12 protein-coding genes are annotated in these 14,196 nt (G+C 58.7%); 5 read left to right on the forward strand and 7 right to left on the reverse strand.

The genetic code is table 11. From position 1 onward, the window contains the following. The first annotated feature begins 17 nt into the window (after nt 1–17). Nucleotides 18–539, forward strand: a complete 522-nt coding sequence (locus ACR0KL_RS10710) for a glutathione peroxidase (RefSeq protein WP_170680505.1) — start codon at nt 18–20, stop codon at nt 537–539. Here ACR0KL_RS10710 and ACR0KL_RS10715 read toward each other — a convergent pair. The 5 genes from ACR0KL_RS10715 to ACR0KL_RS10735 form a co-directional block, all read right to left on the reverse strand. Then, on the reverse strand, nt 515–1,402 hold the full coding sequence (locus ACR0KL_RS10715) for a DMT family transporter (protein WP_480777001.1): 888 nt from the start codon (nt 1,400–1,402) through the stop codon (nt 515–517). The genes ACR0KL_RS10710 and ACR0KL_RS10715 overlap by 25 nt on opposite strands. Nucleotides 1,403–1,508: 106 nt before the next feature. Continuing rightward, nucleotides 1,509–1,796: an HU family DNA-binding protein gene (locus ACR0KL_RS10720; protein ID WP_050605937.1), complete on the reverse strand. Its 288-nt coding sequence runs from the start codon at nt 1,794–1,796 to the stop codon at nt 1,509–1,511. Nucleotides 1,797–1,926: 130 nt separating this feature from the next. Beyond that, the gene (locus ACR0KL_RS10725) at nt 1,927–3,387 is read right to left on the reverse strand and encodes an AMP nucleosidase (protein ID WP_170470586.1); all 1,461 of its coding nucleotides are present in this window, start codon (nt 3,385–3,387) and stop codon (nt 1,927–1,929) included. Next, nucleotides 3,384–5,186, reverse strand: coding sequence for an adenine deaminase (ade, locus tag ACR0KL_RS10730; RefSeq protein ID WP_480777002.1), 1,803 nt, complete (start codon nt 5,184–5,186; stop codon nt 3,384–3,386). Before ade ends, ACR0KL_RS10725 begins: the two co-directional genes overlap by 4 nt. A gap of 155 nt (nt 5,187–5,341) precedes the next feature. Next, the gene (locus tag ACR0KL_RS10735) at nt 5,342–6,202 is read right to left on the reverse strand and encodes a LysR family transcriptional regulator (protein ID WP_480777003.1); all 861 of its coding nucleotides are present in this window, start codon (nt 6,200–6,202) and stop codon (nt 5,342–5,344) included. A gap of 114 nt (nt 6,203–6,316) precedes the next feature. Here ACR0KL_RS10735 and ACR0KL_RS10740 point away from each other — a divergent pair, with 114 nt between their 5' ends. Both ACR0KL_RS10740 and ACR0KL_RS10745 read left to right on the forward strand, forming a co-directional pair. Beyond that, nucleotides 6,317–7,072: a class II aldolase and adducin N-terminal domain-containing protein gene (locus tag ACR0KL_RS10740; RefSeq protein WP_170765320.1), complete on the forward strand. Its 756-nt coding sequence runs from the start codon at nt 6,317–6,319 to the stop codon at nt 7,070–7,072. A gap of 23 nt (nt 7,073–7,095) precedes the next feature. Continuing rightward, nucleotides 7,096–8,085 carry a sterol desaturase family protein gene (locus ACR0KL_RS10745; protein ID WP_480777004.1) on the forward strand — a complete coding sequence of 330 codons (990 nt, stop codon included), beginning with the start codon at nt 7,096–7,098 and terminating at the stop codon, nt 8,083–8,085. Nucleotides 8,086–8,106: 21 nt separating this feature from the next. On the opposite strand, the gene ACR0KL_RS10750 is transcribed toward ACR0KL_RS10745, so the two are convergent. Next, a complete protein-coding gene (locus ACR0KL_RS10750; protein ID WP_170680495.1) occupies nt 8,107–8,739 on the reverse strand; it encodes a class I SAM-dependent methyltransferase in 633 nt (210 codons plus the stop codon). An 88-nt stretch (nt 8,740–8,827) separates the two neighbouring features. Between ACR0KL_RS10750 and ACR0KL_RS10755 the strand changes: the two genes are divergently transcribed. Further along, the gene (locus ACR0KL_RS10755) at nt 8,828–9,682 is read left to right on the forward strand and encodes an SDR family oxidoreductase (RefSeq protein ID WP_480777011.1); all 855 of its coding nucleotides are present in this window, start codon (nt 8,828–8,830) and stop codon (nt 9,680–9,682) included. Here ACR0KL_RS10755 and ACR0KL_RS10760 read toward each other — a convergent pair. Continuing rightward, nucleotides 9,666–11,282: a GMC family oxidoreductase gene (locus ACR0KL_RS10760; RefSeq protein WP_480777005.1), complete on the reverse strand. Its 1,617-nt coding sequence runs from the start codon at nt 11,280–11,282 to the stop codon at nt 9,666–9,668. The genes ACR0KL_RS10755 and ACR0KL_RS10760 overlap by 17 nt on opposite strands. A 358-nt stretch (nt 11,283–11,640) precedes the next feature. On the opposite strand from ACR0KL_RS10760, the gene katG reads away from it, so the two are divergent. Beyond that, entirely contained in the window at nt 11,641–13,842 is a 2,202-nt protein-coding gene (katG, locus tag ACR0KL_RS10765) for a catalase/peroxidase HPI (protein ID WP_480777006.1), read from the forward strand. Nucleotides 13,843–14,196 lie beyond the last annotated feature (354 nt).

Below are 14,196 nucleotides of genomic sequence, written 5' to 3' on the forward strand. Positions count from 1 at the left end.
ACTAAGGAGGTTTTGCCATGTTTCGTGTGTTGCTGCTAAGCGTTCTTTTGTTGATCGGTCGCGGCGTTCAAGCCGCGCCCTTGATGGCCGAGTTTGCGTCGATCGACGGGGGTGTCTTGTCCCTTGAGGCGTGGCGCGGTCAGCCGGTTCTGGTGGTCAATACCGCATCGCAATGCGGCTTCACCGGTCAATACGCGGATTTGCAGAAGATGCATGAAACCTATGGCAAACGCGGTTTGGTGGTGCTTGCGGTCCCATCAGATTCCTTCAATCAGGAATTGGAAACAGCAAGCGAAGTCAAAGCCTTCTGCGAGATGAACTACGGCCTGACACTGCCGATGGCCGATATCACTCCGGTCAAGGGGCCAAAGGCGCATGCGTTCTACAAGGCCGTTGCGGAGCAAACCGGTTTTGTGCCGCAGTGGAACTTCAACAAAATCCTGTTGGATTCTGAAGGTGAGGTCGTGGCTACTTTTGGTTCAAGCGTCAAGCCGACATCGCCGAAACTAACCCGTCAGGTCGAGGCACTGCTACCCTGACCAGGCTGACGCGACAGTTGCACCGCGAGAATGCCCAGCGTCGTGATCACAACACCCAGCGCATCCAGTGGCCCCAACTTCTCACCCAGCAGAACGGCCGCGATGGCGACGCCGAACACGGGGTTGAGGAAGTGGAAGGTGGCCGCGCGAGTCGCCCCGATCCGGTTGAGCAGCATGAACCAGATCAACGTCGCGAGAAGGCCGGGGAACAGTGTTGTGTAGCTGAACGCCAGAACCAGCGGTACCGTCAGATGAATTCGGATCGTTTCGAAAATCGGGGCGGCGACAAACAGAATCGCGGCACCCACGAACATCTGCAAACCGACCACCATCATGTAATTGCCGCCCGACGTGGCCCCGCGCACCGATAGAGTCGCGAAGGTCAGGGCGAGGGCTGCAATTCCACAAAGGGCCACTCCGAACAGATCGACACCTGCGCCGATGCGGTTGCCCATGATGAGGGCAACGCCAACAAATCCGGCCAGTAGCCCGACAATCCCCAAGGGGCGCAAACGCTCACCCAGAAATGCCCAGCCCGCCAGTGCGACAAGCAGCGGCATTGTGGATGCGATAATCGCCGCGACCGAGGCCTCGACGGTTTGCATCGCATAGAAATTCAGACCCAAATAAAGGGCATTTTGGCATACTCCGAACAATATGGTCGCGCGCCACTGCTCCCGTGTGAGGTGCCAGGATTGGCCCATGGCCCGCGCGATCGCAACGCCGATGATGCCGGAAATCAAAAAGCGTAACGCCAGAGAAAACAGAGGCGATGCATCCGCAACGATGATCCGCGCCGACGTAAAAGCCGACGACCAGATCAGGGCAAAGGTCAGCCCCATTGCGATGGCGCGCAGATCCATTTCCATCTCCTTGGGTGGGCGGTGTGCTTTTCTTAAACGGGTCGCCCGGCAAGAAAAAGGGGCCGCCTTCCGGCAGCCCCACATTCTGTCAACATGACGTCGCGGCTTAGCCGTTCACGCTGTCTTTCAGAGCTTTTGCGATGGTCATCTTCACAACCTTGTCGGCTTCTTTGGTGAAGGTCTCACCAGTGGCCGGGTTGCGAACCTGACGCTCGGGGCGTTCGCGGCAGTAGATTTTGCCGACGCCGGGAAGGGTTACTGCGCCACCTGCCGAAACTTCGCGGGTGATCAGGCCGGTCACAGCCTCCAGCGCCGCGTTCGCGGATTTCTTGTCGGTTCCCATTTCCTCAGCGAGAGCAGCCACCAGCTGAGTCTTTGTCATAGGCTTTGCCATTTCTTGGTCTCCTTAACGTGCCCGATCTATAGGGCCTCACCGCGTAACTGTAACGGGATATTGTGGACGAACACAACGAATAGTAGCGCGGAAAACCCTAAAAATATGGGGAAAACGTTGCTTTTTTACGTCAGAGGAAGGCCGTTTCGTCAAATGAACGCAATTTCCGGCTGTGCAAGCGTTCTAACGGCATGCCGCGCAGATGCTCCATCGCCTTTATTCCGATCGCCAGATGACGGCTGACCTGAGTTGTATAAAAGGAAGACGCCATGCCGGGAAGCTTCAATTCACCATGCAGCGGTTTGTCGGACACGCAGAGCAAAGTTCCGTAGGGAACCCTGAATCTGTAGCCATTTGCAGCGATCGTTGCGCTTTCCATATCCAGCGCAATCGCACGGGATTGGCTGAGCCGTTGCACCGGGCCGGATTGATCGCGCAGCTCCCAATTGCGGTTATCGACCGATGCGACAGTGCCCGTTCTCATGATCCGCTTCAGCTCATACCCTTCAAGTTCGGTGACCTGGGCCACGGCGCGTTCCAGCGCCACTTGAATCTCGGCGAGCGGTGGGATCGGGACCCAGACCGGCAGGTCATCGTCCAGAACCTTGTCTTCGCGCAGATAGGCGTGTGCCAGTACAAAGTCGCCCAAGGCTTGCGTATTCCGCAGACCGGCGCAGTGCCCGACCATCAACCAGGCATGCGGGCGTAGTACCGCGATATGGTCGGTGGCGGTTTTGGCGTTCGACGGTCCGACGCCGATATTGACAAGAGTGATGCCGGATCCATCCGCCCGTTTTAGGTGATAGGTCGGCATCTGCGGCAGCTTCATCGGCTGTTCAAGCGGCGCATTCGCGTCGGTTATCTCGACATTCCCGGTCGAAACAAAGCTGGTGTAGCCGCTATCGGGATCGGCCAGTTTTTCACGCGCGTAGTTTTCGAACTCGGACACGTAGAACTGGTAGTTGGTGAACAGAACGTGGTTCTGGAAATGCCCCGCATCCGTCGCGGTATAGTGTGCCAGCCGCGCCAGAGAATAATCGACGCGCTGGGCGGTGAACAAAGCGAGCGGCCCGACCTCGGTATGATCATGTACGCCATTGACGATATCGTCATTGGTTGTTGTCAGATCGGGTACGTCGAACACATCGCGCAGGGTAAATCCTGCGGCGCCTTGATGAGGCACTACCAGATCTGGGTTGTTGGCGACGGCAAAATGAACCGGAATCGGCGTGTCTGATGCACCTATGGTCACCGGTTGGTCGTGATTCTTGATCAGCAACGCGATCTGCTGCGTCAGGTACGCGCGGAACAGGTCAGGCCGCGTCACGGTGGTTGCATGGATGCCAGGTTCCGAGACATGCCCAAAGCTCAGGCGGCTATCGACCTGCGCGTAGCTTGAGGTCTTGATGCGAATTTCCGGGTAATAGGCTCTAATACGGGCCGAAGGGGCCCCATCTTGCATCGCCGCCGAAAAGCCCTCGCACAGGAAATCGGTGGCTTGATTGTAGAGAAGTTCAAGCCGCGCGACGGCGGCCTTGGGGTCGGTGAAGTCTTCCGCAGCAGGTGTTTCAGGTGTTTTTATTATTGTCATGCCAGGGGTTCCAGAAGGTCTATTTTTTCAAACGTACGGACATCCACCAATCCAAGATCCGAGATCCGCAATTCGGGGATCACAACGAGGGCCAGCAGAGAGTGTTGCATGTAGGCGTTGTTCAACTGACAGCCGCAGGCCTCCATCGCCTCAACCATCTTTTCGGCTTTTGCTGCGACCTCAGCGGCAGGGCTGTCGGACATCAGGCCAGCGATGGGCAGTTCCACCAGCGCCAGTTCCTGACCGTCCCGGAACAGGGTGATACCACCGCCGACCTCGGCCAGACGGTTGGCGGCCAGCGCCATTTGCGCGCGGTCGGTGCCGACGACGATCATGTGGTGGCTGTCATGGGCCACGGTTGAGGCCATCGCCATGTTGCCCTGATAGCCAAAGCCTGAGACGAACGCGTTCGTGACCCCTCCGGTGGCGCGATGGCGTTCGACCAGCGCGATCTGACAGACCTCGCCCTCCCCCTCGACCAGACCACCGATGATCGGCAATTCGGCCTTGAGCGCCTTGGTCGGGGCCTGGTTCTCGACAACACCGATGACATTGGCCTGAACCCGGTTCGCGCCTGCGGTGGCCTGAATTTCAAAGTCGCCTTCCGTCAGCGCATGTCCCAGATGCACCGTATTGCGCGCGTTGTCCGGCCAGTTCAGATGCGGGCATTCGACGGTGATGGCTCCGTTCTCAGCGACCACCTGCCCGCGTGCAATAACCGTCTCGATCGGCAAATCGGTCAAGTCCGAGCTGAGAATGATATCCGCGCGTCGTCCCGGCGTAACCGAGCCGATCTCGCGCTCCAGCCCGAAATGCGTGGCGGTGTTGATCGTGGCCATCTGCAACGCAACCAGGGGTTCACACCCACAGGCGATGGCATGGCGCACCACCCGATTCATATGGCCCTCATTGACCAAGGTGCCCGAGTGGCAATCGTCGGTGCATAGAATGAAGTTCCGCGGGTCCAGACCTTTCTCAGTGACAGCCGTGATCTGGGTCTCCACATCGTACCAAGCCGACCCCAGCCGCATCATCGACCGCATCCCCTGCCGTACTCGCGCGATGGCGTCGGCCTCGCAAGTGCCTTCGTGATCATCCGCCGGGCCGCCAGCCACATAGGCGGAAAAATCAGACCCTAAATCAGGCGAAGCGTAGTGTCCGCCAACCGTTTTCCCGGCCCGTTGAGTGGCTGCAATCTCGGCCAGCATCTTCGGATCACCGTTGATCACACCAGGAAAATTCATCATCTCACCCAGCCCGATGATACCCGGCCAGCTCATCGCCTGTGCCACATCCTCGGGCGAGATTTCATAGCCAGTGGTCTCCAATCCTGGGGCCGATGGCGCGCAGGAGGGCATCTGAGTGAAGATATTCACCGGCTGCATCATCGCTTCATCATGCATCATGCGCACGCCGTCTAGGCCCAGCACATTTGCGATCTCATGCGGGTCAGTGAACATCGAGGTCGTGCCATGCGGGATCACGGCCCGCGCGAATTCAGCCGGTGTCAGCATGCCCGACTCTATGTGCATATGCGCGTCGCACAGGCCGGGCAGAATATAGCGCCCGTTGGCGTCGATGATCTGTGTGTCGGGGCCGATGCAGTGGCTAGCATCTAGACCGACAAAGGCAATCCGCCCCTCAGCGATGGCGACGGAGTGATTGGGCAGTAGCTCTCGGCTGTGAACATTGACCCATATACCACTGCGGATCACCATATCCGCGGGTTCGCGACCTGCGGCAACGGCGATTAAACGGGGGGCGACATCGGGCCAACTTGGGAAGGGTGTGTATTCCATGGCTCAACTTTCCCGAATGTGTTGTCAGGTGCAACCCCGGTAATCCCGTATCATGAAATCATCATAAATCCCGCCCGCAGCGCGCCAGCGCTGCCCGGCCCAACCAGAGAAGCTGCCCCGAAAAGGGGCCGCGACGATGGGCGGGAGAGGTTCCCTCACCCAATCTCGCGCCGTATCCAATTGGCAAAGGCCACCGCGCCAGGCGTTTCCTCGGCCTGGGGGGAAAGCAACAGGTAATACGCCTCGGGCATCTCTGCGCGATGCTCAAAAGGGGCCACCAGCAAGCCCTGCTCAATCAACCGGTCTGCGATCGTATCATGCGCAAGGCACAAGCCGCCCCCAGCCATCGCCGCTGACAAACAAACCAGATAGGTCGTGGCGTAAGTGATGTTCGGTTTTCCCCATATTAGAGCCTGATCATCCGCCCAACTGGCCCAATTCGAAAGTAGGTTTGAGCAATCATACAGAGGCTTTTCCTGCAACGTCTCCAAGTCCACACTGAAACCGCGCGCGCAGACAGGATAGTAGTGTTCACGCCGCAGCAACTCTGTCCGGACCGTGTCGGCGGGCCTGAGGGAAAAGCGAATCTCGACCGCAGCGCCTTCGGCCATTTCCTGCGGCTCCCAGAGCTCTGTGAAGATGTTTAGTTGGACATCCGGATGCTCAGCCCGAAAGGCCGGCAGGCGTGGGGCCAGCCAGTTCACGGCAAAGGTAATGTTGCACTGAACCTGAACCGCGTTTTGCTGAGCGCCCGTTACGGCCTGTGTGCCACGCACCAGCGTGCGAAATGCCTCTCGCACGACGGGCAGGTAGGTGATTCCGGCCTGGGTCAGTTCCAGCGCCTTGGGGCGTCGCAGGAACAAGGGCTGGCCCAGATGCCCCTCGAGCGACTTGATTTGCTGGCTCACCGCGCTTTGCGTCATGTTCAGATCGCGGGCGGCGCCGGTGAATGATAGGTGTCGTGCTGCCGCCTCGAATGTGCGCAGCCAGCCCAGAGGAGGCAGGGAATTCTGCATCTGCATAACCTCACCATAAGTTCCACTAATGAGATAGATGCGTTTTTTTCGTTGGTCAAACCCGGGGACCCAAGGCAGGCTTTGTTCAAATCACCTGCACAAAGGAGCGTTCCCATGAGTGTCGCCAATCTTCGCCCCAATATCGACCATTGGTCCGAGCGTGTGGACATGGCCGCGACGTTCCGCTGGACCGAGCGTCTGAACCTGCACGAGGCCGTTGCCAACCATTTCAGCCTTGCAGTGAACGAGGACGGCACGCAGTTCCTGATGAACCCCAATCAGATGTATTTCGGGCGAATCCGGGCCTCGGACCTGTTGTTGCTGGATGCCAATGATCCGGATGTCATGAGCCAACCCGGCGCGCCGGACCCGACCGCTTGGGGGCTTCACGGGTCGATCCATCGCCACTGCCCGCATGCACGGTGTGTCATGCATGTACATTCGATCTTTGCCACTGTGCTGGCATCGCTGGCGGACAGCAACATGCCCCCTATCGACCAGAACACGGCCACTTTCTACAACCGCTATGTGATTGATGAGGAATTCGGTGGTCTGGCGTTTGAGAGCGAGGGGGAACGCTGCGCCTCAATGCTGTCGGACCCGAAAAAGAAGGTCATGATCATGGGCAACCATGGTGTTCTGATCATCGGCAGCGACCCGGCAGATACCTTTAATAGACTCTATTATTTCGAGCGCGCCGCCGAAACCTACATCCGTGCGCTGCAAACGGGCCAACCGTTGCGCGTGCTATCCGATGAGATCGCCGAGAAGACTGCGCAAGAGCTGGACGACTACCCCGATCAAGCCCAGGCTCATCTGCGTGAGATCAAAGCCCTGCTCGACGCAGAAGGCTCGGACTACGCAACGTGACCCATCAGACAGAAGTGACTGCTATGACCGACAATGCTCAGGACCCGGAAGCTGCCCGTTGGAATTATCACCCCGAAGGACCGGTGGGATTGAACCCTCTATTCACTTGGCCGCTCCGCCCGGCGGCGGTTGTAAAATGGTATGGCGGGGCGTGGTTGCAGATCACCTCGCTGACCCTGTGCATGACACTGGCCGTGATCGCCTATGTCCTGTTCTTCCCCGGATTGGACGCAATGAAGAGTTTCTCGGCGGGATGGATGTTCCGGATTTGGCTGCTGAACATGGTGCCTCAAATTCTGGTCGCGGGTGGTTTGCACTGGTGGCTTTACATGCGCAAAGGGCAGGGCATGTACAAAAAGTTCGATCGCCGTGATCTGACCCGGGACAACGGCAACTTCACCTTTCGAAATCAGGTCCTCGACAATATTTGGTGGACCTTGGGCAGTGCGATGACAGTGGCGACCGTTTATCAGTGGGTGATCTTTTGGGCGATGGCCAATGGTTATGTGCCGACCGTGACATGGTCCAGCGCGCCGGTTTGGTTTGTCCTGTGGATGTTGCTGATCCCCATGTGGTCCGGCCTGCATTTCTATTGGGTGCATCGATTGGAGCATCACCCGAAGCTCTACAAACATGTCCACGCGGTGCACCACCGCAATGTCAATATCGGGCCCTGGTCGGGAATCTCAAACCATTGGTATGAGAACATCCTCTACTTCACGACCTATTTCATTCACCTGATCATCCCATCGCACCCTCTACACCTTCTGTTCCATACCTACTTCCAGCAGATCAGCCCGGTTCTGTCCCATTCCGGTTTCGAAAAGCTGAGGGCGAAAGAAACGGACGCCGCACGTGCTGGCGATTTCTTCCATCAGCTGCATCATCGCTATTTCGAGTGTAACTACGGAACCTCGGAAATCCCGTTCGACAAGTGGTTCGGCACCTATCACGACGGTTCGGCCGAGGCGACGACGCGCACGCGGGCTTTCAAGAAGCAGATGTATACTTAGCACTCGAGGTCAAAGACCTGATCAGGTCCTCTCGAACAGGGCGACATAGGCCGTGTCGTCCTTGTTCGGACCGGCGGCGAGATCTCCGTAGATGCGGACCTCGGGCAGGGACAGGTTGATGATCTGGCCCTGCTCTAGCTGCCTGAAGGCGTCGGCAAAGCCCAGTTTTTCATAGTGTTTGGCGTTGATTGAAACGGCAAATTGCGCACCGGGGCGCGCGACGCGCAGCATGGCGGGCAGGACCTCTGGGCCCAGATGGCCATGGGTGAACGTGCCAGATGACACGATACCCGAATAGCTGTGGCTCGGTACCGGGATACCTTGGGTCAGGTCGGCCTCGATCGCGTCGCGATATGTGTCCTTGCGCATGGCCTGATCCAGCATTTCGGCGCTGATATCCGTGGCGTCGATCGGGCCAACCCCAAGACTGGCCAAAACTGCGCCACACAGGCCAGTGCCAGCGCCAACATCCAGCACCGGTCCTTGCCCCCCAGCCCGCACAAAGGCGCGGGCGGTGTGGATATGCAGCTGATAATCCTCGCGCGCGGCAAAACCGTCATCATAATCGCCCGCCCATTCGGCATAGAGGCGCTTGTTGTCGTCCGGCGAAGTCAGCGCGTAGGCCGCGTGCAGGTCTGGGGTTTTCTCGCTCATGCCTAAAAGAAAGGCGCATCGCGAGATTCGAATCAAGTGTGTCGACGTGGCGCTTGCATCCCCGGTCTGCTCGGATCATCTAGAGGGCATGACGAACACATTGTTTTCCTTTGGCCACGGTTATTCTGCCCAGGCCCTGTCGCGCCGCCTGACGCCCGAGGGCTGGCGCGTTGTCGGCACCACGCGGGATGCCGAGGGGACTGACGCTATTCGCGCCTCGGGCGCCGAGCCGTTGATCTGGCCCGGGGACGTACCGGATCTGGACGGAGTCTCGCATTTGCTGATCTCGACCGCACCGAAGGAGGATGGCGATCCGGTTCTGGCGGCGCTGGGTGCCGAGATTGCCGCGCGCGCGGAGCAGTTCAAATGGGTTGGATATCTGTCGACCACAGCGATCTATGGCGATCATCAGGGCAATTGGGTGGATGAGACCACGCCGCCCGCGCCAACAGCCAAACGGGGGCGCTGGCGATTGCTGGCCGAGGAGCAATGGTCGGCCATTCCCGGCCTGCCGATCCATATCTTCCGACTGGCGGGCATCTACGGCCCCGGTCGCGGGCCGTTCTCCAAGCTCAAGGGCGGTGGGACCCGGCGGATTATCAAACCGGGCCAGGTGTTCTCGCGCATCCATGTGGAGGATATCGCGCAGGTTCTGGCGGCCTCGATGGCGACCCCCAATCCCGGTGCCGTATATAACGTCTGTGATGATGAGCCGGTGCCGCCACAGGATGTGATCGGCTACGCGGCTGAGCTTCAGGGGCTGCCCCTACCGCCCGCCGTTCCGTTTGAAGAGGCCGAAATGACGCCGATGGCGCGCAGTTTCTACAGCGAGAACAAGCGGGTTCGAAACAACCGGATCAAGGATGAGCTTGGGGTCAAGCTGCTCTACCCCAATTACCGAGTAGGGCTTGAGGCCCTGATGAAGGTCACTGAGCAGCCTTGATCATGTCAGCCGCCTTCTCGGCAATCATGATCGTGGGCGCATTGGTGTTGCCCGAGACAAGCGTTGGCATGATCGAAGCATCCACGACGCGCAGCCCTTGGATTCCGTGAACCTTTAGCTCTGGGTCGACCACTGCCATCTCATCCAGCCCCATCTTGCAGGTGCCGACGGGGTGATAGATCGTATCGGCGCGGGCGCGGATATGGCGTTCCCAATCCGCGTCGGTTTCGGCGGTTTCAGTCCCGAAAATCTCCTTATGACGGTAAGGGGCAAGGGCGGGGGCCTGCATGATGTCTCGCATCATCCGCGCACCTTTGATCATGGTTTGCAGATCGCGGTCATCGGACAGGAAGTTTGGGTCAATGGCGGGTGCGGCGAAGGGATCGGCGCTGTGAAGGCCAACGGTGCCGCGGCTTTCGGGCCTTAGCTTGCAGATGTGGCAACTGTAACCATGGCCATAGTGCAGCTTGCGGGCGTGATCATCGACCAGCGCAATGGCGAAATGGAGCTGAATGTCGGGACGGTCCAGTTCAGGAGAGGTCTTCAGGAACGCAGCCCCTTCGGCAAACGGGGTCGAGGCCATAGACGACCCGGTTTTGCGCCAACGCAACAGGTGCCCCATAAGGCGCATGCCTGCCGTCAGGCCAATGCCGAAATTGTCGGTATCCTTGGTTTTATAGGCCAGAATGAAATCCAGATGATCTTGCAGGTTCTTACCAACGCCGGGCAGGTCATGCCGGACTGCGATTCCGTGTTGGCGCAACTCTTCCCCGTCGCCGATACCGGACAGCTGCAAAATTTGCGGTGATTGAAGCGCGCCCGCACAGATCAATACCTCTCGTCTGGCCGTGACCGAGATATCTGCGCCTTTTGCTCTCTTCTTGTAGATCACTCCGGTCGCGCGTTTGCCATCGAAGGTCAGTTCTTTGGCATGGGCATGGGTGATGACGGTCAGGTTTGAACGATCCGTGACCGGATGCACATAGGCCGCTGCGGCTGAACATCTTTCCCCGTTGCGGGCGGAGTCGTGAAATTGCGTCACCTGATAGAGTCCAACGCCCTCGTTATCGCCGCGATTGAAATCCTCGACGCGGCGGTGCTGCATCTGGCTGGCGGCATCGATGAAGGCATTGGTGATCGGGCGCGGCTCTTTCTGATCCGACACCTGCAGGGGGCCACTATCGCCATGTAGGTCATCTGCGCCCTGCTCGTTGTTTTCCGAGCGTTTGAAGTAAGGCAGAACGCTGTCCCAATCCCAACCAGCGCAGCCCAGATCGGCCCAACCGTCATAGTCCTGTCGCTGCCCGCGTATATAGAGCATGGCATTGATCGCGCTGGAGCCTCCCAAGGCTTTGCCGCGCGGCTGATATCCTTTCCGCCCGTTCAGGCCCGGTTGCGGGACTGTCTCGAACGCCCAATTGCTGATCTTGGGGCGTCCGGGAAGCGTCGACACTACGGCGGCGGGCATACGGATGGCGATATGTTTTCCGGGGCCACCGGCCTCAAGCAGGCAGACGCTGATGTTCGGGTCCTCGCTCAGGCGACCGGCTAGAACCGATCCGGCCGAGCCTCCGCCGACGATCACATAGTCAAACTCCATCTTGCTGTCCTTATGTCCTGCTCGGGGTCCTTGGCCGCATGTTCGGGCCAGACTGAAAGCGAACAGGAAAGAAGACAATCTGCCTGTGGACGTTGTGACCCAAGGTTACGGGTCGGAGGATCCGCGTATCATAGGTTTTGGTTATTGTTATTATGAGAAAACAAAACTTATCTCTATGTCTTTGGTTTGCTAGATTTCCCCCGACACAAGGGTGCAGAGTCGCCCTGATGAATGGGGGCTGCGCCAATTTCGGCGGGCGACCCTTGAAATCCATCAGGGCTACATCTTTCTGTAATCTTGTTCGTTACAGTTAATACCGCGCTGAGCCGCAAGACCTGAGCCAGGATTGGAGATCGATATGGACGGAAGTGATAACCCCAAAGCAGGCGGTTGCCCTGTGATGCATGGCGCTGGCACGCGGTCGAACCGCGACTGGTGGCCCAACCAGCTGAAGCTTTCGATCCTGCACCAGCATGCACCGGCATCGAACCCGATGGACGCAGATTTCGACTATGCAGAAGAGTTCAAGAAGCTGGACTACAAAGCGCTGAAAGAAGACCTCTATGCGCTGATGACGGATTCCCAGGACTGGTGGCCAGCGGACTACGGTCACTATGGTGGTTTCTTCATTCGGATGGCGTGGCACAGTGCTGGTACGTACCGGACGGCAGATGGCCGTGGCGGCGCCTCGACCGGCAACCAGCGTTTTGCGCCGCTGAACAGCTGGCCGGACAACGGCAACCTCGACAAGGCGCGCCGTCTGCTGTGGCCGATCAAGCAGAAATACGGCAACCAGATTTCCTGGGCCGACCTGATGATTCTGGCCGGAAACTGCGCCATCGAGTCGATGGGCGGCAAGACCTTCGGTTTCGCCGGTGGTCGCGAAGACATCTGGGCGCCTGAGGAAGACATCTATTGGGGTTCGGAAACCGAATGGCTGGCCCCGACGGACAACCCGCATAGCCGTTACTCGGGCGAGCGGGATCTGGAGAACCCACTGGCCGCTGTGCAGATGGGTCTGATCTATGTGAACCCGGAAGGTCCAGACGGACAGCCCGACGCGCTGGCCTCGGGCCGTGATATCCGCGAAACATTCGGTCGTATGGCGATGAATGACGAGGAAACCGTCGCTCTGGTCGCAGGTGGCCACACCTTTGGTAAGGCGCATGGTGCGGGTGATCCCGATCTAGTTGGTCCCGATCCAGAGGCCGCTCCGATTGAAGAGATGGGCTTTGGCTGGATCAACAAGTTCGGCTCGGGCAAGGGTGACGACACCACCACCTCGGGTATCGAGGGCGCGTGGACGGCCAACCCAACAAAGTGGGACAATGGCTACTTCGACCTGCTGTTCGGTTATGACTGGAACTTGACCAAAAGCCCCTCGGGCGCATGGATTTGGGAGCCGGTGAATGTCAAAGAAGAAGATATGGCCCCGCAGGCGCATGATCCGTCGAAGAAGGTCAAAACCATGATGACCACCGCCGACATGGCGATGCGCATGGATCCAATCTATGGCCCGATCTCGAAACGCTTCCACGAGAACCCGGACCAGTTCGCTGATGCTTTCGCACGCGCATGGTTCAAGCTGACTCACCGCGACATGGGTCCGCGTTCGGCCTATATTGGCGAAGAAGCCCCCGCTGAGGAGCTGATCTGGCAGGACAACGTCCCTGCTGTCGATCACGATCTGGTGGATGATGCGGATGTGGCCGACCTGAAAGCCAAGATCGCGGCCACTGGTCTGTCTGTGTCCGAATTGGTTTCGACCGCTTGGGCCTCGGCTTCGACTTACCGTGGGTCGGACAAGCGGGGCGGTGCCAATGGTGCCCGTATCCGTCTTGCGCCACAGAAAGACTGGGACGTCAACGAACCTATGAAGCTGTCCAAGGCGCTGGGCGCGTTGGAAGGCGTTCAGGCCGCGTTTAACGAGGCTCAATCTGGTGGCAAGAAAGTGTCCTTGGCCGATGTGATCGTTCTGGCCGGTGCTGTTGGTATCGAACAGGCGGCCAAAGCAGGCGGTCAGGATGTTGAGGTGCCGTTCACCCCGGGCCGGACCGATGCGTCGCAAGAGCAGACCGATGTCGACAGTTTTGCCGTGATGGAGCCAATCGCAGATGGGTTCCGTAATTACCAGAAGGCCGACTATACCGTCTCGCCCGAAGAGCTGTTAGTCGACCGGGCGCAGCTGCTGACGCTATCAGCCCCGGAGATGACGGCCCTTGTGGGCGGTCTGCGCGTCTTGGGCGCGAATTTCGGTGACAGCAAGCACGGTGTGTTCACCGATCGCGCCGGTGTCCTTAGCAACGACTTCTTCACCAACGTCTTGGACATGAGCACGGAATGGAAGCCCTCGGGCAAAGGCGTCTATGAAGGCCGCGACCGCGCCAGCGGTGAGGTCAAGTGGACGGGTACCCGTGTCGATCTGGTCTTCGGCTCCAACTCGCAACTGCGGGCATTGGCCGAGGTCTATGGTCAGGAAGATGCCGAGGGCAAATTCGTCTGTGACTTTGTGTCGGCCTGGAGCAAGGTGATGAACGCGGATCGCTTTGATCTGAAGTAAAGGCCTACAACACTCACGAAACAGCGCCGTCCGAGAAGACTCGGGCGGCGTTTCTGTTAGCCTGCCCTGAACGCATACCAAGCATTGGGTACGATTCAGGCGCTTGGCTGTTCGTTGTCAGCTACCCGTGGGGATATAGGCGGAAAAACCGCCAGTAAAATGAAGCTAACCTGTTGCTTTTATTAAGGTAGGAAACTTTCTGCCGAGAAATTTGAAGTTTTTGCAAAATGGGGGTTGCAGGTCCCAGACCTAATCCGTAAATACCCCTTCACCGGCGCTGCTGAGGCGCTGGGGCGCTGCTGAGGCGGCGGGGACGCTCAGGATAGACTGGGGGCATCTGAGGTTGAGTTTTAG

Source organism: Ruegeria sp. C8 (assembly GCF_056537565.1).

Bases quoted from the DNA above. Each gene is read 5' to 3' on its own strand.
- ACR0KL_RS10710 (WP_170680505.1), top strand. From the start codon at position 18: ATGTTTCGTGTGTTGCTGCTAAGCGTTCTTTTGTTGATCGGTCGCGGC.
- ACR0KL_RS10715 (WP_480777001.1), bottom strand. From the start codon at position 1,402: ATGGATCTGCGCGCCATCGCAATGGGGCTGACCTTTGCCCTGATCTGG.
- ACR0KL_RS10720 (WP_050605937.1), bottom strand. From the start codon at position 1,796: ATGGCAAAGCCTATGACAAAGACTCAGCTGGTGGCTGCTCTCGCTGAG.
- ACR0KL_RS10725 (WP_170470586.1), bottom strand. From the start codon at position 3,387: ATGACAATAATAAAAACACCTGAAACACCTGCTGCGGAAGACTTCACC.
- ade (WP_480777002.1), bottom strand. From the start codon at position 5,186: ATGGAATACACACCCTTCCCAAGTTGGCCCGATGTCGCCCCCCGTTTA.
- ACR0KL_RS10735 (WP_480777003.1), bottom strand. From the start codon at position 6,202: ATGCAGAATTCCCTGCCTCCTCTGGGCTGGCTGCGCACATTCGAGGCG.
- ACR0KL_RS10740 (WP_170765320.1), top strand. From the start codon at position 6,317: ATGAGTGTCGCCAATCTTCGCCCCAATATCGACCATTGGTCCGAGCGT.
- ACR0KL_RS10745 (WP_480777004.1), top strand. From the start codon at position 7,096: ATGACCGACAATGCTCAGGACCCGGAAGCTGCCCGTTGGAATTATCAC.
- ACR0KL_RS10750 (WP_170680495.1), bottom strand. From the start codon at position 8,739: ATGAGCGAGAAAACCCCAGACCTGCACGCGGCCTACGCGCTGACTTCG.
- ACR0KL_RS10755 (WP_480777011.1), top strand. From the start codon at position 8,828: ATGACGAACACATTGTTTTCCTTTGGCCACGGTTATTCTGCCCAGGCC.
- ACR0KL_RS10760 (WP_480777005.1), bottom strand. From the start codon at position 11,282: ATGGAGTTTGACTATGTGATCGTCGGCGGAGGCTCGGCCGGATCGGTT.
- katG (WP_480777006.1), top strand. From the start codon at position 11,641: ATGGACGGAAGTGATAACCCCAAAGCAGGCGGTTGCCCTGTGATGCAT.